This window comes from Bacillus sp. PK3_68 (assembly GCF_003600835.1).
Classification (GTDB): Bacteria; Bacillota; Bacilli; order Bacillales; family Domibacillaceae; genus Pseudobacillus.
In genome coordinates, this window is the sequence record NZ_NQYC01000001.1 from 1,916,491 (window position 1) to 1,936,241 (window position 19,751).

General features: G+C 41.2%; 19 protein-coding genes. 7 read left to right on the forward strand and 12 right to left on the reverse strand.

The features are described 5' to 3' along the window. Positions 1 to 7: 7 nt before the first annotated feature. The 4 genes from CJ483_RS10040 to CJ483_RS10055 all read right to left on the reverse strand — a co-directional run bounded on the left by CJ483_RS10040 (position 8) and on the right by CJ483_RS10055 (position 3,895). Positions 8 to 766, reverse strand: a complete 759-nt coding sequence (locus tag CJ483_RS10040; RefSeq protein WP_120034542.1) for an iron ABC transporter ATP-binding protein — start codon at positions 764 to 766, stop codon at positions 8 to 10. Beyond that, entirely contained in the window at positions 760 to 1,710 is a 951-nt protein-coding gene (locus CJ483_RS10045; protein WP_120034544.1) for an iron chelate uptake ABC transporter family permease subunit, read from the reverse strand. Before CJ483_RS10045 ends, CJ483_RS10040 begins: the two co-directional genes overlap by 7 nt. After that, entirely contained in the window at positions 1,703 to 2,653 is a 951-nt protein-coding gene (locus CJ483_RS10050; RefSeq protein WP_120034546.1) for an ABC transporter permease, read from the reverse strand. Before CJ483_RS10050 ends, CJ483_RS10045 begins: the two co-directional genes overlap by 8 nt. 726 nt (positions 2,654 to 3,379) lie before the next feature. Then, complete coding sequence (locus CJ483_RS10055; RefSeq protein WP_120034548.1) at positions 3,380 to 3,895, reverse strand: DUF3231 family protein; 516 nt, start codon at positions 3,893 to 3,895, stop codon at positions 3,380 to 3,382. A 128-nt stretch (positions 3,896 to 4,023) separates the two neighbouring features. Here CJ483_RS10055 and CJ483_RS10060 point away from each other — a divergent pair, with 128 nt between their 5' ends. Next, complete coding sequence (locus CJ483_RS10060) at positions 4,024 to 6,180, forward strand: MMPL family transporter (RefSeq protein ID WP_120034550.1); 2,157 nt, start codon at positions 4,024 to 4,026, stop codon at positions 6,178 to 6,180. Positions 6,181 to 6,223: 43 nt separating this feature from the next. On the opposite strand, the gene CJ483_RS10065 is transcribed toward CJ483_RS10060, so the two are convergent. Next, a complete protein-coding gene (locus tag CJ483_RS10065; protein WP_120034552.1) occupies positions 6,224 to 7,453 on the reverse strand; it encodes a DEAD/DEAH box helicase in 1,230 nt (409 codons plus the stop codon). A gap of 152 nt (positions 7,454 to 7,605) precedes the next feature. Then, positions 7,606 to 8,235, reverse strand: a complete 630-nt coding sequence (locus tag CJ483_RS10070; RefSeq protein ID WP_120034554.1) for a spore coat protein — start codon at positions 8,233 to 8,235, stop codon at positions 7,606 to 7,608. Positions 8,236 to 8,377: 142 nt separating this feature from the next. On the opposite strand from CJ483_RS10070, the gene CJ483_RS10075 reads away from it, so the two are divergent. From CJ483_RS10075 to CJ483_RS10095, 5 genes are all read left to right on the forward strand, one after another. Further along, positions 8,378 to 8,866, forward strand: coding sequence for a spore coat protein (locus tag CJ483_RS10075; protein WP_120034556.1), 489 nt, complete (start codon positions 8,378 to 8,380; stop codon positions 8,864 to 8,866). Between the two features lie 128 nt (positions 8,867 to 8,994). Then, on the forward strand, positions 8,995 to 9,429 hold the full coding sequence (locus CJ483_RS10080) for a YndM family protein (RefSeq protein ID WP_120034558.1): 435 nt from the start codon (positions 8,995 to 8,997) through the stop codon (positions 9,427 to 9,429). A 130-nt stretch (positions 9,430 to 9,559) separates the two neighbouring features. Beyond that, on the forward strand, positions 9,560 to 10,309 hold the full coding sequence (locus CJ483_RS10085) for an SDR family NAD(P)-dependent oxidoreductase (RefSeq protein ID WP_120034560.1): 750 nt from the start codon (positions 9,560 to 9,562) through the stop codon (positions 10,307 to 10,309). Between the two features lie 13 nt (positions 10,310 to 10,322). After that, complete coding sequence (locus CJ483_RS10090) at positions 10,323 to 11,057, forward strand: SDR family NAD(P)-dependent oxidoreductase (protein ID WP_120034562.1); 735 nt, start codon at positions 10,323 to 10,325, stop codon at positions 11,055 to 11,057. A gap of 79 nt (positions 11,058 to 11,136) precedes the next feature. After that, positions 11,137 to 11,550 (forward strand): MarR family winged helix-turn-helix transcriptional regulator, encoded by a 414-nt coding sequence (locus CJ483_RS10095; RefSeq protein WP_120034564.1) that lies wholly within the window; start codon positions 11,137 to 11,139, stop codon positions 11,548 to 11,550. Positions 11,551 to 11,872: 322 nt separating this feature from the next. Here CJ483_RS10095 and CJ483_RS10100 read toward each other — a convergent pair whose 3' ends face one another. The 5 genes from CJ483_RS10100 to CJ483_RS10120 all read right to left on the reverse strand — a co-directional run bounded on the left by CJ483_RS10100 (position 11,873) and on the right by CJ483_RS10120 (position 16,502). Next, positions 11,873 to 12,580, reverse strand: coding sequence for an ABC transporter ATP-binding protein (locus CJ483_RS10100; RefSeq protein WP_120034566.1), 708 nt, complete (start codon positions 12,578 to 12,580; stop codon positions 11,873 to 11,875). After that, on the reverse strand, positions 12,573 to 13,361 hold the full coding sequence (locus tag CJ483_RS10105; protein ID WP_120034568.1) for an ABC transporter ATP-binding protein: 789 nt from the start codon (positions 13,359 to 13,361) through the stop codon (positions 12,573 to 12,575). The genes CJ483_RS10100 and CJ483_RS10105 overlap by 8 nt, the downstream gene beginning before the upstream one ends. Beyond that, positions 13,351 to 14,301 carry a branched-chain amino acid ABC transporter permease gene (locus tag CJ483_RS10110; protein WP_120034570.1) on the reverse strand — a complete coding sequence of 317 codons (951 nt, stop codon included), beginning with the start codon at positions 14,299 to 14,301 and terminating at the stop codon, positions 13,351 to 13,353. Before CJ483_RS10110 ends, CJ483_RS10105 begins: the two co-directional genes overlap by 11 nt. A 9-nt stretch (positions 14,302 to 14,310) precedes the next feature. Then, a complete protein-coding gene (locus CJ483_RS10115; RefSeq protein ID WP_120034572.1) occupies positions 14,311 to 15,186 on the reverse strand; it encodes a branched-chain amino acid ABC transporter permease in 876 nt (291 codons plus the stop codon). 119 nt (positions 15,187 to 15,305) lie between these two features. Continuing rightward, entirely contained in the window at positions 15,306 to 16,502 is a 1,197-nt protein-coding gene (locus tag CJ483_RS10120; protein ID WP_120037916.1) for an ABC transporter substrate-binding protein, read from the reverse strand. A 550-nt stretch (positions 16,503 to 17,052) separates the two neighbouring features. Between CJ483_RS10120 and CJ483_RS10125 the strand changes: the two genes are divergently transcribed. Further along, positions 17,053 to 17,694: a DedA family protein gene (locus CJ483_RS10125; RefSeq protein WP_120034574.1), complete on the forward strand. Its 642-nt coding sequence runs from the start codon at positions 17,053 to 17,055 to the stop codon at positions 17,692 to 17,694. Positions 17,695 to 17,843: 149 nt separating this feature from the next. Here CJ483_RS10125 and CJ483_RS10130 read toward each other — a convergent pair whose 3' ends face one another. Continuing rightward, positions 17,844 to 19,730, reverse strand: coding sequence for a XylR N-terminal domain-containing protein (locus CJ483_RS10130; RefSeq protein ID WP_120034576.1), 1,887 nt, complete (start codon positions 19,728 to 19,730; stop codon positions 17,844 to 17,846). Positions 19,731 to 19,751: the final 21 nt, after the last annotated feature.

Genomic DNA, 19,751 nt, shown 5'->3' on the forward strand with positions numbered 1-19,751 from the left:
TCTGCCTTTACTTAAAATATACACAAATTTTTTCGTTATTCACTGTTTCAATTTTCATATCAATTTCATAAATGTTGCGTAACACATTCCGCTCCATCATTTCATTCACTGTGCCTTCTTTAACGACTTTGCCGTCTTTTAAGGCTACGATATAATCGGAATAACAGGAAGCAAAGTTAATATCATGGATGACGATAACAACCGTTTTTCCTAGTTCATTTACTAGTCGCCGCAATACTTTCATAATTTGCACAGAATGCTTCATATCGAGGTTATTAAGCGGCTCATCTAATAAAACATATTCTGTATCCTGAGCGATAACCATCGCGATGAACGCCCGCTGACGCTGACCGCCGCTCAATTGGTCAATATATTTATCTTGCATATCTTCGAGCTCCATATAGCGAATTGCTTCGTCTACATGCTTCCAATCCTCTCTCGACAAATTGCCTTGTGAGTAGGGAAAGCGACCGAAGGAAACAAGCTCACGAATCGTCAATCGAAGATTTAAATGATTCGTCTGCTTTAAAATTGCCACTTTTTTCGCTAATTCTTTGCTCTTTGCCTGATTTACGCTTTCACCATCAATCAATATTTCGCCTTCATCCTTCGTAATAAGCCGGCTAATCATCGACAGTAATGTACTCTTTCCTGCACCGTTTGGTCCGATGAAAGAAGTAATTCTTCCTTTTGGAATCGAGACGGAGACTTGATCAATGACAGCTTTGCTTCCATATCGTTTCGATACACCTTTAACTTCTACCATTTTTTATTCTCCTTTAACAGTAAGTAAATAAAGTACACACCGCCAACAAAGTTAATAATAACGCTCAATGTCGTGCTGAAAGTGAATACTCGTTCCACAATCAACTGACCGCCCACGAGAGCAATAATACTAATTAGGATAGAACCAGCTAATAAGTAGGAATGCCTGAACGTGCGGAACATCTCGTAAGTAACATTGACAACGAGCAGACCTAAAAATGTAATCGGGCCAACTAGCGCAGTGGATACTGAAATTAGAATGGCAACGACGACTAACAGCCGTTTGACTGTATAATCATAGTCCACTCCCAGATTGATAGCATGTTCTTTTCCAAGCGCCAGAACATCCAAATACTTCATAAAGCGAATAAAATAAAGGGATGTCAAAACAAGGACAATGACAGCGAGTGTTAAAACATCCGTCTGAACATTATTAAAGCTTGCGAACATTCTATCTTGAATAATCTGGAATTCGTTCGGGTCAATCAGTACCTGCATGAAAGAGGTGAAACTTTGAAAAAACGTTCCAAATATTAAACCAACTAATAAAAGGAAATAAATATTTTCTCCTTCACGTTTAAATAAAACTTTGTAAAGAATACCGGCAAAGAACACCATTAGGATAACAGAGACAACAAAGTTGACTTGTTTGTTCATCCATGTTAAATCGGTGGAACCGAACGCAAAGATCAGAACGGTCTGAATCAGCATATAAAGCGAGTCTAAGCCCAAAATGCTTGGCGTTAAAATACGGTTATTTGTGATCGTTTGGAAAATTAATGTAGAAAATGCGATAGCTGCTCCGGTCAGAACAATCGCAAAGATTTTTAGTCCTCTTTTCGGCAAAGCATAATCCCAATTGTTTCCGAGACCGGTAAACATAAAAACAACAATCAACAGGACAGCGGCCGCCGACAGGATAAGTAACTTTTTCTTATCACTCATAAGCCTTTCTCCTCATCAGCAAATATAAAAAGATGCCGCTTCCAATGACACCGACAGTCAACCCAATTGGAATTTCGTACGGATAAATGATCACCCGGCCGATAATGTCACAAAACAGGACGAAAACAGCTCCAAGTAACGCTGTGTGTGACAAACTCTTCTTTAAATGGTCTCCCCTATAAATCGATACGATATTAGGAATAATTAAGCCTAAAAACGGGATCATGCCGACGGTTAAAACAACCAGAGTTGCAGATAAAGCAACAATTACGAGCCCGATATTAACGACACGCTTATAATTCAAGCCGAGATTCATGGCAAAATCTTCTCCCATGCCAGCCAGTGTGAAGCGTTCCGCATATATGTAAGCAATAATTAAAAGCGGGATACTAATATAAAGAAGTTCGTAGCGTCCTGAGATGACCATTGAGAAATCCCCTTGCAGCCAGGCAGCCATATTCTGTATTAAGTCGTATTTATAAGCGAAGAAAGTAGAAATCGACGTTAAAATATTCCCGAACATTAACCCGACAAGCGGGATGAAAATCGTGTCTTTAAATTTAATTTTATCGAGGATTTTCATAAACAGAAATGTGCCAGCCAGTGCAAAAATGAAAGCAACAATCATTTTCTCAATCGGACTTGCGGCTGTAAATAAAATAAGTGAAATTAAAATTCCAAGTCGTGCAGCATCTAATGTTCCTGCAGTGGTTGGTGAAACAAATTTGTTTCTGCTCAGCTGCTGCATGATCAAACCGCTAATGCTTAAACTCACTCCAGCGATGATAATACTTACAAGCCGCGGAATCCGGCTTTTCCAAACAATTTGCGCCTGGTCATCTGTTAAATTAAACAATTGTAGCGGAGAAATGTGTGTGACTCCGATAAATATAGAAAGAATCGATAGAATGATCAGCGCAATCACTAAATATCTCTTTTTCATAACCATGTCCCTTATCTTACTGCCGCAACAGAAATTTTTAAGCTATCAGCTAAATGGATGACGATAATGAAATTCATTATCAACAAATAACGAAAAAATAATCTTCACCGGATGAAGAAACTTATTTAAACAAGCATATAATTGAGCGCACTCATTTATATCATCGTTTTTAAATCGCGTTAAACTTACTCGTATCTTGTTCAATGCTTCAGGTACAAGTAACTCCCCAACTCTTTTTATCTACTAAATAGTCTATCTAGCAGTCCTTGCTGCCATTAGTTAAATAGATTAACTTGTTGCTGGGATAGGCCTGATGTTCAATAAAACCATGTTTAAGCACATTGTCAGTTAGAGATGGGGCTTTCACAGCCTATAGACTAACGCTTCCTCCAGAAGATACTTATTCTTCCTCACCCAAACATACTTTTCTTTGACAGCTCTTCGCTTCATATTTTACAAAACTATACTTGCTTATGCAAGAATCCATTGTAAAGTTAGCATTATTTTCGGAATAAATGGTCAATTTGTGAACGCTCTTTTCATCCCTCAATGCCTATTATCGCAAATACACTTGCTCCCCTTTCACGCTTGTATTGATACTCATTCTCACTAACAATGATAGATGATAATGCTTCTCATTGTCAATAGCTAATTAACATATTTCCCAGTAAAAGAAAGGGCCGTCTTAAAGTGATGAAATAATCATCTATAAGACAGCCGATTTATTTAACCTTCTGTAATTGGTCGGCTTTGATGAAGCGGCGGCGGCATAAGCCAGCCATTCTCTTTATTTAACTGAAGAAAACGGCCACCAAGAGCAGCTTTCTGATTGTGAAATTGTAAAAACATTGCAGCAATATCCTCGCGGATACACTGGCTAATCATTTGACTGCAAGCGACTAAGCTAGCAGCAATACTGCCTGACATAATAGTGGAAATTTCATGGTCTTGAAAACGGGCTCCAGGAGGAATGCTGTTCACATCTGCTTGTGGGCGTTCCATCGGTCCTGCAGGAAGTCCGACCCCATTTTCTTTCAATAATGGCTCAAGCTGTGCTGCTTCTGACTGTGCTTGCCGAATAGATTCTTCTATGAGCTCTCTCAACTTTTCATCGCCCGCATGATTAAGCAATGTCTGTTGAACTCCGATTGCTCCGTTAGCTTTCATGAGGGCCGTCCATACACCGACTACTTCTCCATAATGCATTGGTTCGTTCTTAGGGTTTCCACTTAAAATTCCCATAATAACCTCCTGGCTACATCTTTCATTTTTGTGTTTTATCCACATCTCTAGTTTGGCCTTCTTCACTCTTTTTCATTCCATAACAAAGCGCGATACCGTATGATTAAGACAAAAAGGAGAACGTGGCTATGAGGAATATTCCTTCCTTTCTTGTCCGTTTCCATAAAGTCATTCTTTTTTTGTGGCTTGCTGCCGCGATTATCATGGGGGTTTTTGCGACTAAACTTCCTTCCATGCTTGAGGGTGATGGATTTCGGACAGACGGAGAGTATGAGCAAGTCCAGAAAGACTTAACTGATACGTTTGATTTCCCTGAATCAACAATTATGGTGCTGTTTGAAAAAGAGAAAAAGGAATCAAAAGCAGCATTTGAAGACAAAATTGGATATACACTGACTGAAATAAAAAAGTTAGGCCTTGCATCAGCGATTGAATCACCGTTAGACAATACGTCACTTATGAAAAAAGATACCGCTTATGCGATGATACATATTGATGACAAGACAGCAGAAATGCCAGCCATTATTAGCGATATAAAAAAGCAGGTAAAAGAAAAAGAAGGCATCACCTTAACAGGAGGACCTGTTATTTCTGAAGATATTAATAAAGCGAGTCAAGATGATTTAAAACAGGCAGAACTTATTGGCCTCCCTGTTGCATTGCTCGTTCTTTTGCTTTCATTTGGTACACTTACTGCTTCTATATTGCCACTTATCGTCGGAGGGATAACTATTGTTATTGGTTTCGGCTTACTTACCTTTATTGGAAAAGAAGTAGAGCTGGCGATTTTTATTTTAAACATTGCACCGATGGTCGGCCTCGCCCTGTCTATCGATTTCTCTCTCCTGTTCATTAATCGCTATAAAGAAGAATTCCAGAAGCAGCCGAAAACAGAAGCCTTAATCGTAACGATTAACACGGCAGGGCATTCCATTTTATTCTCAGCTGTCTGTGTATTTATCGGTCTCGGTTCCATGATGTTGATTGATGTGGATATCTTTAAGAATGTCGCTATTGGCGGCATGGTCGTCATTGCTATTGCTGTGCTCGGATCACTTACACTACTACCGGCCCTTTTATACATTCTTGACGACCGAATTTATAAGTGGCGCATTCTTCGGACAGACAAAGATAATAGTGGCCGCTGGCGGGCATTTGCCTCTATGGTAATGAAGCGTCCGGTCTTAATTACCATCGCCGCAACGGCCATTCTGATCGCCGGTGTTATGCCTGTACAGGATATGAAGCTATCCATACCGACAGCCGATTCCTTGCCGAAAACCTTTGACTCACGAATAGCCTATGAGAAAATTGAACGGGACTTCATGCAAAGAAATAAAAGTATCCTTTATGCTGTTGCTGAACGAAAGGATGGTTGGCTAGATGAAGCTGGCCTGGAGCAAATGAAGGGACTAATAGACTCTTTCCTCTCTGAAAAGGAAGTAAATGAAGCCGAGTCAATCTTTTCGATCAGCAAACTATCAGAACCCCAGCAAGTCGCAGCCGCTCTTGAGCAGCCGCAAATGAAAGCAAAGCTGGAACCAGCTGTCCAACCGTTTGTTCGAGGGGACAAGCTGTTAGTTCCCATCCACTTGAATGTGGAAGCAAATTCAGACGCTGCCCAAAGGCTGGCCCGCGAGTGGAGCGAAGAAGACTGGCCAGTAAACATTCAATTCGGTGGACAGCCAAAGTTCAATCAAGAAATTTATGATGAGATTTTTGATAAAATCGGTCCTATTCTCGCGATTATTTTATCATCGACATTTATCATTCTTATGTTCGCCTTCCGTTCAATCATTATTCCGCTTAAAGCTATCTTAATGAATGTTCTTGGGCTTACCTCCACATTCGGCATTCTCGTCTGGCTATTTCAGGGAGGGCATCTCGGACTTCATGAAATGGACATTTCGTTAATTTTGCCGGTGCTCGTCTTTAGTCTCGTTTTTGGCTTAAGCATGGATTATGAAGTCTTTTTAATTTCCCGGATTCGCGAATATTACTTGAATACAGGAGATAATACTAAGTCTACCGTGGAGGGACTTGCCAGCACGAGTAGAGTTATTACTGCCGCTGCATTAATTATGATTGTGATCACCGGGGCGTTTGCTTTTACCGGTGTTGTACCTGTAAAACAAATTGGCATTGGCATAGCTCTTGCTATTGCGATTGACGCGACGATCATCCGCCTCCTCCTTGTGCCAAGCTTAATGAAGCTGCTGGGCGATTGGAATTGGTGGTATCCGTTTCGAGCGAAAGCGGCAAAGAAACCAAACGAGCACGTATAAAGACAAAAAGGGTGACCAAAAACTTCTCGGTCACCCCCTTCCTTTATTTACGCCTATTTTTTCTCCCTTGCCGTTGTCTGGCTGACGGTCGATCCTTTTTAGAAGAACCAATGGGCCTCTGATTTCTTTTATTATCCACGGGCGGAGCAGCCTGCTCAACGATTTTCCGTTCAAGCGGCCGACCCAGTCCATTTTCAATAAGACGAAGGAAGTCTTTATCCTTCAAGGCAGCAAACGTATAGGCTTCTCCCTTTTCTCCGGCTCTTCCTGTACGCCCGATCCGGTGGATATAACTTTCCATATCATGCGGGATATCATAGTTGAATACGTGGGTAACTCCTTCTACATCCAACCCGCGGGATGCCACATCTGTTGCCACAAGCAAATGCAATTCAGCGTCACGAAATCTTTTCATGACCCTTTCTCTTTTCGCCTGAGACAAGTCTCCATGCAATTCATCAATATTATAGCCTTTTGCCTTTAACTCATCGCATAGCTTGCTGACGCGTCGTTTTGTCCGGCAGAAGATGATGCCTAAAAAAGGTTGGGCCTCATCAATCACTTCACACAGTGCCTGTTGCTTACGGCGGTCGGTCGTTTCAATCACAAACTGTTTCGTCTGTTCCACCGTTACCTCTTTGCTCTTCACATGAACGGAGCGTGGATTTCTCATATATCTCTTCGCCAGCTGACGGACATCTTTTGGCATGGTTGCCGAAAATAAAGCCGTTTGCCTTGTAAAAGGTGTCTCTCTAATGATAGCCTCCACTTCATCTAAAAAACCGATATGAAGCATTTGATCAGCCTCATCGAGCACAAGCATCGACACGTCTGTTAAATCAACCGTTCCACGGCGAATATGATCGAGTAATCTTCCTGGCGTAGCAATCACAATATGCACTTGCTCATTAAGCCGCCGAATCTGCTGTTCCACATCTTGTCCACCGTAGGCAGCAAGTATATGTACGCCGCTCTCTTCTGTCAGCAATCCGCGCAATTCTTCCGTTATTTGCAAGGCCAGCTCTCTTGTTGGCGTGACAATTAATCCTTGAATCTCACCTTTTTGAATATTTATCTTTTCAAGCAAGGGCAATAGAAAAGCAAATGTCTTGCCTGTTCCTGTTTTTGCTTGAGCAATCACATCTTCTCCTTCTAACAAAAGTGGGATTGCTTCTTTTTGCACGGGGGTGGGTGATTCGATATTCTTTTCTTTTAATTTTCCAGCCCATACTGTGCTGACTCCTAAATCTGTAAATTGATTCAAACTCTTCACCTCTTTTTTCCATTATACATAAAAGAAGAAAAAGTGCAGATAGAGCTTATTGATTCTCTTTAGTGAATAAACCACCATTGTCTTTAAAGATAAATAGGTAGATACACAATTTAAAGCGCCATCCCGTGTGATAGGGATGGCGCTCTTGCTAATTAATGAGTCGACATATTGCCTGGTGCACCTGTTGCTGGTGCATATGATTGCATCATCTGCTGCATATCCTGCTGCGGAAATTGCGGCACCTGATAGTAATGATGCTTATTTTGATAAATAGACAACTCGTATGCCATCTCAATACAGTTCGGGATTGAATCAGCCAGCACACGGCGTACAACCGGATTTGTTGATTCCAGAGCAGCCATTGTTTTCATGGAAGCCGTTGACTTCATGGACCCCAGCATGGCACCGGAAATAAACGCATCGTTAATTTCAGATGTCGATTGCATTGGTTTTTTCGGCTGGGTTGGTGTTAAGCCGTAGATGAAGTCATTATCCTGCTTCATTTTATAACTTTGTGTCGGCACAGCCGGGTCCTGACCGGACTGGAAGCAATCCAATGTTGTGTTGTACTCCTGTTGCATGAATTGGTATTGACGGTCAAGAATATCGCGCAGCTCCTGATCTTTCACGTGAGAACGAAGCATCATGTATTCATTCATCGTACCTACCGCACCGGATAAGACTTCATGAACATCAAGCACCTCGTGAGCTCCGTGATTCATTTGTGGCGAAACGGCACCTGCATGCATGTTCGTATGAGTCTGTTCATTTTGATTCATCAAAGTAAATCCCTCCTGTAGTTGAGTGGTACGCCGTTAGTATGCAGCTGCTTATTTTGATTTATACAAGCAAAAACAGACAAATTCCCGAAGTATAAATGCCGCATATAATACTGGGACTGCACTAAATAGGAGGAGATCTTTTATGAATAGACAACGTCATTTAGCTTGGCATGAAACAATGGAATTACATGAACTAACTGTATTTCAATCGCTCGGATTGATGAAGCTAAAGAAAACCTTTCCGAAAATTACAGACCCAGAATTAAGAACTATTTATCAGCAGACCATTAATAGTCTCACCGGTAATATTCAGGAATTGCTCCGATTTTACAGAATGGTGCCACATCCCGGACGCGAAGAAGAAACAAGAGCAGATGAACTGCCATTTTATGCTGGGGACCTTCTTGCCTTCCTTAAAACAGCGGTCCGAAACCTAGCTATTGCTATTACAGAAACGGCTACCCCCGCCTTAAGAACCGTACTCGTTAAACAGTTGAATGGCGCGATTCAAGCCCATACTTCCATCTATAACTACATGTATAAAAGGGGGTATTATCCTTCATACGACTTAAACAAATTATTGCAAAATGATGTCGCCCTTGCTAATCAAGCGTTGGCCCAAAAAATGTAAGCATAACTATCTGGATTGTCTTACACAGGCAATCCGTTTTTTTATTTTTTCTCTTTAGGATAGATATTGATCATAGAGAATAATTTTTTGGCTAAGAATCACACTACCTTTATAAGGAGGGTGAGTGCATGGAACATACGAAGGCGCTATTGATCAAATTTGTCGCAGTAACAGCAGCTGTATGGATCATTATGGGTGTATTTTACGGAGTTGATTTCGGGGAAATCCTAACCATAAGTATTCTTTTAACTATTGCTGCCTATATTATCGGCGATTTGTTTGTTTTACCTCGTTATGGAAATATGACAGCAGCCGTTGCTGACTTTGGCTTAGCATATATCGGTATTTGGCTGATCGGAAGCGTCGTTATTAACGAAAATATTTCACTTGGATGGGCTAGCTTCTCTACAGCACTGGTGATTGCCGCTGCAGAAGTTCTCTTCCACTTTTATATGATGAGACGCGTTTTTACACAAGATCAAAACAGAAGTCAAATTCAGCAAAATCCTGCTCTAGCTACTGAAATGGCAGAAGAAACAGACATCCATAAAGATGATAAATAAACCAGCGGCCATAAAGGCCCTGGTTTTTTCTTGTTCATGAGCAATTTTCTTGTCCATCGTTTTATTTTCAGGTACTATTTAAGAGTAAAATATTTAAATATCTAAATATATTTCGAAATGAGGGAAACTGATGAAACTTGAAGGAAAAGTAGCCATCGTAACTGGCGGTGCAGGTGGCATCGGCCGTGGCATTGCACTAGCAATGGCAAAAGAGGGTGCTCACGTAGCCATCGTTGACGTGAATGAAGAAAACGGTAAAAAAACTTTAACAGAAGTGAATCAATTAAATGAGGGTCTTCTTTTTATTAAAGATATATCTGTACAAGAAAACATTGAAACCATTGTAAGCGAGGTCGTTAATCACTTCGGTAGAATTGATGTGTTAGTAAACAATGCTCACGCATCTAAAAATGTTCCTTTTACAGAAACAACCATGGAGCACTTTGACCTTTCTTTCGGCACAGGTTTTTATCCAACTTTTAATTTCATGAAATCCTGCTATCCTGAGCTAAAAAAAACACAAGGTAAAGTCATTAATTTTGCCTCCGGAGCAGGCCTTGAAGGGCAGGTTACCCAAACTTCCTATGCGGCAGCCAAAGAGGCTATCCGCGCCATTTCACGCGTAGCTGCCAATGAATGGGGGCCAGACGGCATCAACGTCAACCTTATCTCACCAATTGCCTTGACGCCAGGTGTAGAGTATTGGCGCGAGAATAATAAAGAAGCGTACGATGAGATGCTTCAAAAGATCCCTCTTCGCCGACTTGGTAAACCAGAACAAGATATTGGCCGGACGGCTGTCTTTTTAGCAAGCGATGACGCAGATTATATTACTGGACAAACAATTATGGTTGATGGTGGTTCCATTAAACTACGTTAATGGAGGAATAATGATGAAACGATTAGAAAATAAAGTAGCTATTATCACAGGCGGTGCTTCAGGCATGGGAGAACGCATGGCGCACCTTTTTAGCCAAGAAGGCGCGACTGTAATTGCTGCCGATATTAATGAGGCTGCACTGGAGAAAAGCAGCGAATTTGACAACATCCATGGTATGAAATTGAATGTTGCCTCTGAAGAGGACTGGCAGCAGCTATTAAAAGAGGTAAAAGAGCGCTTCGGCAAAATCGATATTCTTGTGAACAATGCTGGCATTTCCTCAGAAAAGCCTGTTGAAGAAGTAAACATTGATGATTGGCAAAAAATGCTGACAATTAATGGCTTTGGTCCCTTCCTCGGCATTAAGCATGTTGTTCCTTACATGAAGGAGCAGAAGAAAGGAGCAATTGTCAATATCTCCTCTTTCACAGCACAGATTGGCATGGGCTTTAATCCATATTCCGCTTCTAAAGGCTCTGTCCGGGCAATGTCAAGAGCGGCAGCCACTCAATACGGCCGAGCGGGCATTCGCGTAAACGCCGTATTTCCAGGGATTATTGAAACACCGATGACAAAGAACTTAGAAGCAACAAAAGGCTATGTCGAACAAATGGTAGCTGCTACTCCGCTGCAGCGCTTAGGACAACCTGAAGACATTGCAAATGCTGTTCTATTCCTCGCTTCCGATGAGTCTTCTTATATTACCGGAGCAGAACTCGTCATTGATGGCGGCTTTTCCGCTCAATAACCATCTTGCCCCTTTTTTAAAGGGGCTTTTTCTTTTAATATGATATGATAGAAAAAGTACGATAGAAAGCAGGGATTTTATGGAGCAAGAATCGATTTTTGAGCTTTTGCACACAATGGACCAGGTAACAAATAAACTGATTATCCAATGGAATAGAACGTTTAATGAAAATCTCGGCATTTCTCATATTCTCGTACTCAGTCACTTAAACGAACATGGCAAAAGCCGTCCGTCTGACATTGCTAAGGCCCTTGGTCTAACGCCTCCTTCTTTAACCCATCTATCTGAGAAGCTGATCAATAAAAAACTTGCCGTCCGGCTCGCCGATGAAAACGACAGGCGCATTCTTTATCTTGACCTGACAAAACTCGGATATGAAATGCTGAGGAAAGCGTACAAAGAAGGACAACAGTTGCGAAAGCAGCTATTTGAAAAATTAACAGCAGAAGAACGCAAGCAACTATTAGCAATTTACGAGAAGCTGAATAGCTAAATGACGTTTTTTCTTTCCATAGAAACAGGCTTGCTCATGTAGCAAGCCTGTTTCTATGTTTGTTTCAGAAAATCTTCTGAATTGTTGCGAATCTTCCGAGTAGCAGTGGCCTGATTTACTTCAAGGGCAGCAGTAATTTTCCAAGCGGTTTTGTACTTGCTGCTTGATGTAATTATCCTTTCTTACTCCACCTCTTCCACTAGACCTTCCTTCCTTTTTGATAGCATCTTAAAGCCTCTACCAAACGAGTATTTTACACAATTAAAACCCCAGCTGAAGCAGCCTGGGGTTTTGCAAATAATAGGGGCGATGAAATTTATTGTTAGTGCCCGCCAAGATAGGCCATTTTTACTTCTTCACTTGCTTGCAGTTCTTCTGCTGTTCCAGAAATGACTATCTGTCCTGTTTCCACTACATATGCCCGGCTAGCAATTGATAAAGCCATATGGGCATTTTGCTCAACCAATAAAATGGTTGTGCCATCGCGGTTAATCTCCTCAATAATACGGAAGATCGTTTGAACAAGCAGCGGAGCCAGCCCCATAGAAGGTTCATCCAGTAAAAGGAGCTTCGGGCGAGCCATCAAAGCCCGGCCCATCGCCAGCATTTGCTGCTCTCCTCCGGAAAGTGTTCCGGATAACTGTTTTCTCCGCTCTTCGAGTCGCGGGAACAGCTCATACACCCTTTCAAAGTCCTGACGAACGCCTGCCGAGTCATTTCTTAAATAAGCACCGAGCTCCAAATTTTCTTCTACAGTCATGTTGGCAAACACCCGGCGTCCTTCAGGTACATGGGAAATGCCAGCTTTAACAATTGTTTGTGCAGGCTTTCCAGCGATTGACTTCCCTAGATATTCAATCGTTCCTTCTTTTGGCTTGAGCAAGCCGGACAGCGTTTTAAGCAATGTACTCTTCCCCGCTCCGTTGGCACCAATTAAAGTAACGATTTCTCCTTCATTTACATCAAGGGAGACTCCCTTTAACGCCCGGATATTTCCATAGTTGACATTGATCTGATTCACTTTAAGCATTGGCACTCTCCACCTCCTCACCTAAATACGCTTCAATAACTTTCGGATGATTCCGGATAACCTCTGGCTCGCCCTCAGCAATTAGCTGGCCGTGATCCAGCACATAAATCCGTTCACATATGCCCATTACCAGCTTCATATCATGTTCGATCAATAAAATAGTCAAGTTAAATTCTTTACGAATAAAGGCAATTAAGTCCATGAGTTCTGCCGTCTCTTGCGGATTCATCCCAGCGGCCGGTTCATCAAGCAATAACAGCTTCGGACCGGCTGCCAGCGCTCTCGCAATTTCTAGCCTTCTCTGTTGACCATAAGGGAGATTTTTTGCGACCTCATCTTTTAAATGATCTAGTTTAAAAATTTTAAGAAACTGGATTGATTTCTCTTCCATCTCTTTTTCTCCTCTAAAATAAGAGGGAAGACGTAAAACGGAACTCCAAATCGAATGCTTAGCAAGGGAGTGATAGGCAACTTTTACGTTATCAAGAACAGAAAGCTCATTAAAGAGGCGAATATTTTGGAAGGTGCGGCTAATCCCTCCACGGGTAATTTGATAAGGAAGCAAACCATTAATGCGCTTTCCATCAAACCAGATATCACCTTCTGTTGGCACATATACACCTGTGAGCAAGTTGAAAGTCGTTGTTTTTCCAGCGCCGTTCGGCCCAATCAGCCCAATCAGTTCCCCTTGATGAATTTCGATATTTATGCCTGACACAGCTTTTAAACCGCCAAATTGAATGCCTGCACCTTCGACATGTAGCAACGGTTTACTTGCCATATGAGTCCCCTCCTTTCGCATTTGTCCATTTGCCAAAGTAATCCGTAATCTCTTTTGTTCCCATCAATCCTTGAGGGCGATATAACATGACAATGACAAGTACAAGACTATAAATAATCATGCGCGTTTCCGGGTAGTCCTGCAGGAAAGTAGAGACAATCGTTAATAAGATCGCTGAAATAACAGCTCCCGACAAACTGCCGAGACCACCTAAAACAACAAAAATCAAGATATCAAAAGACTTTAGAAAACCAAAGTTTGTCGGCTGAATGATATAGAAGTTATGAGCATACAGCCCGCCGGCAATCCCAGCAAAAAAGGAGCCAAGAGCAAAAGCAACGACCTTATAGTATGTCGTATTAATCCCCATTGCATCTGCCGCGATTTCATTTTCTCTAATGGCAATACAGGCACGTCCATGCCGTGAGTTCGTAAAGTTCACAATAACGACAATAGTAATCAAAAGACAAATAAAAGTATATGTCCAATCTGTAAAGTGGGAAACCTGCATTCCTGCAGCCCCGCCAACATAATCAATATTTAGAAAAACAATCCGGATAATCTCTGCAAATCCCAATGTAGCAATAGCCAGGTAATCTCCTTTTAAACGCAGGCTCGGAATTCCAACCATTAAGCCTGCTAAAGCAGCGACAATTCCGCCTACAATTAATGCGGCCACAAAAGGAAATTCCAATTTCATCGTAAAGATAGCAGAAATGTAAGCGCCTACAGCCAGAAATCCGGCATGCCCGATCGAGAATTGACCGGTAATTCCTATAACTAAATGCAGACTGACTGCTAAGATAATATTGATAGCTATAAATATTAACGTATTAGCATAGAACGGATTTAATGATCCGGAATTAATTAAAAATTGTACAACTCCATAAATCACTATTGAGAGAATAATAAATAACCAAAACCCTTTAGCTTTTTTCATCTGCCCCACCTACACTTTCTCTCTAGTATTTTTGCCAAAGAGGCCCGATGGTTTAAAAATAAGAATTAATATTAAGATGATAAAGGCGGCGGCATCTCTCCACAGTGAATAACCGAAGGCACTGACGATTGTTTCAACTACTCCAAGCACAAGTCCGCCAACCATCGCTCCCGGAATGATACCAATTCCGCCTAATACTGCCGCTACGAATGCCTTTAAGCCTGGAATAACTCCCATCAATGGATCAATCTTTGTGTAATAAGTTCCAAAAATGACTCCGGCTGCCCCTGCTAGTGCTGAGCCGATTGCAAATGTAAAAGAAATGGTTCGGTCAACGTTGATCCCCATCAATCGGGCTGCTTCTGCATCGTAAGAAACCGCACGCATAGCTTTTCCCATTTTTGTGCGATGAACGATAAATTGTAAGATAATCATAAGAATAATAGAAACAGAAAGAATTAATAAAGACTGGCTGCTAATGTTTACTCCAAAAATCTCAAATGTCTTGCTGGGAAAAACGTTAGGATAAGCTTCCGGCTGGGCTCCTCGAATATAAATAACCCCGTATTGAATAAAAAGTGATACCCCGATAGCTGTAATCAGAGCAGCAATTCTGGTGGCATTGCGAAGGCGTTTATAAGCTACCCTTTCGATAACGACTCCCACTACAGCACAAACCGCCATAGCAAGCAAAAGGGCCGGCAGAAAACTTAACCCCCAGCCGCCAATCGCGTAAAATCCAATAAATGCTCCGATCATGAATACTTCCCCATGGGCGAAGTTAATTAATTTAATGATTCCATAAACCATCGTATAGCCAAGGGCTATTAATGCATAGATACTGCCGAGTGATATACCGTTGACAATCTGCTGTACCCATTCCATGATTCTCACTCCTTTTAAACAAACTTTTGCATCCTGTTTATTTTTACCGACGAAAAAACTGAAATGGGAGGATGCTCCTCCCATTTCTCACATACTAGCATGATGGACAATTGTTCATATTAAGGGTTAATTTTTGTTTTAAAGACTTGCTTGCCATCTTTGTACTCTAGAACAGTTGCCGTTTTGATCGGGTTGTGATTTTCATCAATCGTAAAGTTACCAGAAACGAGTGACAGATCTTTTGTTTCTGCTAGAGCGTCTTTAATTTTTGTTGAATCAGTGCTTCCCGCACGCTTGATTGCGTCCGCCAACAGATATACAGAATCATAACCAAGAGCATTAAACGCATCTGGTGATTGATCTTTATTCTTAGCCTTAAATGCTTCTACGAATTTTTGAATCTTTTCATCTGGGTCTCCAGAAGAATAATGGTTGGTGATAAATGTGTTATTTAACGCATCAGCACCGGCTAATTCAATAAGCTTTGGTGAATCCCAGCCATCGCCGCCCATAAATGGCGCTTTAATGCCCATTTCACGTGCTTGCTTGATAATTAATCCAACTTCCTCATAGTATCCAGGAATAAATACGAATTCCGGATTCGCTGCTTTAATGCGTGTTAACGTAGAGCGGAAATCAGTATCCTTAGCTACGTATGCTTCTTCCGCGACAACTTTTCCGCCGGCTTTCTCAAAAGTCTCTTTAAAAGAAGCAGCTAGGCCTTTTGCATAGTCACTTGCACTATCTGCAAAGATGGCGGCATTTTTCACTTTTAAATCTTTAGCTGCAAAGTTGGCAGCCACTGTTCCTTGGAATGGATCAATAAAGCATGTACGGAAAATAAACTCATTTACTTTATTGTTTGTCCCTACTGTCACGTTAGGGCTCGTGCCCGAAGGAGTGAGAAGAACCGTTTTGTTATCATCAGCTATTTGAACTTGCGCTACAGAGTTACCGCTTGTTGCCGCTCCGATAATAGCTGTTACTTTTTCCTGGCTTGTCAGCTTGATCGCCGCGTTGGTTGCTTCCGCTGCATCCGATTTATTATCTATTTTAACTACTTCGATCTTTTTACCGTCAATCCCGCCATCTTTGTTGATTTCTTCAACAGCGAGGTCTACTCCCTTGCCAATGGATTGTCCATAAGAAGCTACTGCTCCTGATAATTCGAGGTTGGCTCCGATTTTAATGACATCTCCGCCACCGCCAGAACCACCGCTTCCTGATTCTCCGCCTGCACAACCAGATAATATACCCGCTACTAAAGTCGCAGACAAAAGCATGTGAGGAAGCTTTTTCTTTAATCTCTTTCTCATAATAATCCCCCTATTTTCTGATTTTTCTAACAAATGAAAGCGGTACATTGTAACTCTCTCCTTCTTTCATCATTAGTAAAAAATCAAATATTTAGTATTACACAATAGTATTTTAATCTAAACTAACTATTTAGTCTAGACTTAATTTTCTTTTAATTAATATATTTCTGAATCTTTATTAATATACAACTTTTATTTTTAAACCACACTATCTACCTAGTGAAATTCCTTTAAAAACCATTGCCAAACGACAATACTACAAAAGTAACCGTTTCTTGATCTTTAAGAAAATCAAAAAAGCCACTCCCTCTCATTTACTGTACATAGTTTCATATACTCTGCTTCTTTTGCTTTAATGCTGTGCACAAGAAAAATAAAATGATAGACAGATGACCACTAGTTATATCCGAAGCTGGCTGCCGCTCCCTCTGTCTTTTCTTCTTCCAAATCTGTGATCATTATTATTTACTTATCTAAAACAGACTTTCTTGGGCAACTCTTTCATATCATAGTAGAACAATAGCAAAAATTTACTGGAGGGAGTACTTGTATGCAAAGCTGGATGGTTGAAATGATGGAGCAGTATGGTTACGTCGGTATTTTCCTCTTAATCGCGTTTGAAAATATATTCCCCCCTATTCCCTCTGAGGTCATTCTCACTTTCGGCGGGACGATGACCACTTTCTCAACGCTAACAGTTCCGGGGGTCGTATTGGCGGCTACAGCAGGGTCGCTTACCGGAGCAGTTATCTTATATAAAATCGGCAATTTGCTTGATGTAGGGCGTCTCGAGAAAATCATTGACCGATGGGGTCGTATTCTTCATCTGGATAAAAAAGATATTTACAAAGCGGACCGATGGTTTAACGATTATGGCTATTGGACAGTTCTCGTCTGCCGGGTTATTCCACTCGTCCGCAGTCTTATTTCTATCCCTGCCGGTATGGCACGGATGAGGTTTTCATTGTTTCTGTTTTTGACCTCTGTCGGTACATTTGTCTGGAATCTTCTTCTTGTCTCGGCAGGTGCCTTTTTTGGCGAGTCGTGGGAAAAGATTGTTCTCTTTTTGGACATGTATGCCAATATTATTTATGCACTGATCGGCTCATCACTAACATGTTTCCTGTTTTTTCTTCTATTTAAAAGAAGAAATAAAAAGAGAGTACATCTCTTGAGGCACTCTTTTTTATAAAAATAGTTGATTATTGATTTTCGCTGCAAGCGGGCGGTCTGTGAGCCTCTTCGTCGCGCGCTCCTATAGGGTCTAACCAGAGCTCACTTTTTCCGTTGAAGTCGCCGCCTTCCACTACAATCAACTAGTGTATTCAGCTTTAATAGGTCCTATAAAATAGTAATGTCACCTGCAACAATGAGGGCTTTTAGTGTTAGCAGCAATTCATAGCTTACTTGCGGATCTCGCAAATCTTTATCAAGCAAGGATTCTATTTTTTCAACCCGGTAGCGCAATCCACTCATCGAAAGGGACAAGTCATTCATGGTTTTCTCAAGATTTCCACCATTGCTTAAAAATATATAAAGTGTTTTAACAAGCTCATTCTTCTTTGCTCCCTCACTTTCAAAGAGCGGCCCTAATAAATAATGAGCCTTCTGCTTCACAGCTTCCTTATCTTGCGAGCTTAGCAAGATCCCTGTTACTCCTAAATTTTCAAAGAGAAAGAGTGTTTCGTTGTGTGCGCCAATCTTCAAAGCAATGATTGCTTCCTTATAGTAAGTAGCAGCTTGCTCAATTTGTTTTCCTTTTGTGCTCACGCCCATTCGAAACAAATAAGCTGGGTATACGCCACCGAGATGGTCAATGAGACAACTGCATAATTCAGGAAGCTTTTTCTCTGTCGTTAGAGAATCTGTTTGAATGAGCAAAATAATGTTTCCATCTCGCTGACCAGTTACAAGCTGGACTTTTTGGCGCTTAAAATAGTGAAAGATTGTTTCCATTAATTGTTCATGAAAAAACAGTTCATTAACCGGATGGCTTTGTCTGCTCTGATAAGTTAATACAATCATCCGGAAAGACAGGCTCAAATCAATATTCATATAGCCGCCCCGCTTTAATATTTCTTGTTTCGACGGAAAGTAACCATTTAGTATTTGTTCAAGAAAATGTCCTTTCATTCTTTCCATTGCTTCAAAGCTCGTTTTTTCATTTAATAGATAAAGAGAGCAAACGGTAGCTGCCCGCTCTAATATCATTGAATCAACCTTAGGAAAGTCCCTAACACTGGTTTCATAAATGAATGAACAATAGCCCAATATCTTTTTTTGCAGCCGGATCGGAGTAATTAAACGCTGGTGCTGCTCATCCTTTAGTCTTTTCGTTTCTTTAATCGTTACCTTATCATCGCCTTGATGTAGCAGCTCTTTAAAGCCAGCCTCTATCTTTGCATATTCCTCATCTGTTATCCCAGCACAAGCAAGCTTCTCAAAGTAAGTGTTTTCGATTAGGAGAGGACAACTTGTTGTTTCATAAACAGCTGCTGCAATAGACTGCAAATCATTTCCATTGATAACTTCTTCTGTCAGCCTTTCATGAATGATCGCTGCCTTTTCTAAGTTGTTGCGTTCTTCAAGCAACATATTGTAAGCAACTTCCAGTTCCTTTACAATTGTCTGATTCTCATAATAATTTAATTCTTCATCCGCTTTTCCCTGCCAACAATGAAGAGACTTGCCAATATAACGGCATACGGGATCTCCAGTCCCTTTGCAAGCAATTTCTTTAAAAATAACTGTGTGTCCGCAGACTGTCGAATAGTACCCGCTTGCATAGCCGATCAGTGTATGGCAAACAGGATGCTTTTCCACACCAAACTGTTTACTATTTTCCTCTGCTTCGTATGAGCTGTACCATATTCCTTCAACATGCACATCCTCTACCTTCTTATCGGGATGAAAGTGAATTTGGAATTTCGTTGTCTTTGCTTTCGTGTAACCCTTCAATGCGTGAAAAACGGACCCCTGTCTTAACACTTCTTCTATGGAAGAAAAGTCCTTTTTTAACGCTCGCTTCGCATCATTGACTCCAAGGTTCCAACCATAGCGAATAAGAAACCCTTTCATCCGTTCATTCCCGATGTTTTCTGCCAAGTCTTTACGAAGCGTGCCAAAAACAGCGGAAGAGGTCAGAACGATTCTTTCATCATCCAACTGTATAATCCCCTCTCGTTCTGACAGATGGAGGGAAGTCTCGGGAAAGGTCTGATTACTCATGCACCATCACCTGCTTTTCTT

Bases quoted from the DNA above. Each gene is read 5' to 3' on its own strand.
- CJ483_RS10050 (WP_120034546.1), bottom strand. From the start codon at position 2,653: ATGAAAAAGAGATATTTAGTGATTGCGCTGATCATTCTATCGATTCTT.
- CJ483_RS10075 (WP_120034556.1), top strand. From the start codon at position 8,378: ATGAATAGACAACGTCATTTAGCTTGGCATGAAACAATGGAATTACAT.
- CJ483_RS10100 (WP_120034566.1), bottom strand. From the start codon at position 12,580: ATGCTTAAAGTGAATCAGATCAATGTCAACTATGGAAATATCCGGGCG.
- CJ483_RS10105 (WP_120034568.1), bottom strand. From the start codon at position 13,361: ATGGCAAGTAAACCGTTGCTACATGTCGAAGGTGCAGGCATTCAATTT.
- CJ483_RS10045 (WP_120034544.1), bottom strand. From the start codon at position 1,710: ATGAGTGATAAGAAAAAGTTACTTATCCTGTCGGCGGCCGCTGTCCTG.
- CJ483_RS10120 (WP_120037916.1), bottom strand. From the start codon at position 16,502: ATGAGAAAGAGATTAAAGAAAAAGCTTCCTCACATGCTTTTGTCTGCG.
- CJ483_RS10080 (WP_120034558.1), top strand. From the start codon at position 8,995: ATGGAACATACGAAGGCGCTATTGATCAAATTTGTCGCAGTAACAGCA.
- CJ483_RS10110 (WP_120034570.1), bottom strand. From the start codon at position 14,301: ATGAAAAAAGCTAAAGGGTTTTGGTTATTTATTATTCTCTCAATAGTG.
- CJ483_RS10125 (WP_120034574.1), top strand. From the start codon at position 17,053: ATGCAAAGCTGGATGGTTGAAATGATGGAGCAGTATGGTTACGTCGGT.
- CJ483_RS10060 (WP_120034550.1), top strand. From the start codon at position 4,024: ATGAGGAATATTCCTTCCTTTCTTGTCCGTTTCCATAAAGTCATTCTT.
- CJ483_RS10115 (WP_120034572.1), bottom strand. From the start codon at position 15,186: ATGGAATGGGTACAGCAGATTGTCAACGGTATATCACTCGGCAGTATC.
- CJ483_RS10090 (WP_120034562.1), top strand. From the start codon at position 10,323: ATGAAACGATTAGAAAATAAAGTAGCTATTATCACAGGCGGTGCTTCA.
- CJ483_RS10130 (WP_120034576.1), bottom strand. From the start codon at position 19,730: ATGAGTAATCAGACCTTTCCCGAGACTTCCCTCCATCTGTCAGAACGA.
- CJ483_RS10095 (WP_120034564.1), top strand. From the start codon at position 11,137: ATGGAGCAAGAATCGATTTTTGAGCTTTTGCACACAATGGACCAGGTA.
- CJ483_RS10055 (WP_120034548.1), bottom strand. From the start codon at position 3,895: ATGGGAATTTTAAGTGGAAACCCTAAGAACGAACCAATGCATTATGGA.
- CJ483_RS10085 (WP_120034560.1), top strand. From the start codon at position 9,560: ATGAAACTTGAAGGAAAAGTAGCCATCGTAACTGGCGGTGCAGGTGGC.
- CJ483_RS10040 (WP_120034542.1), bottom strand. From the start codon at position 766: ATGGTAGAAGTTAAAGGTGTATCGAAACGATATGGAAGCAAAGCTGTC.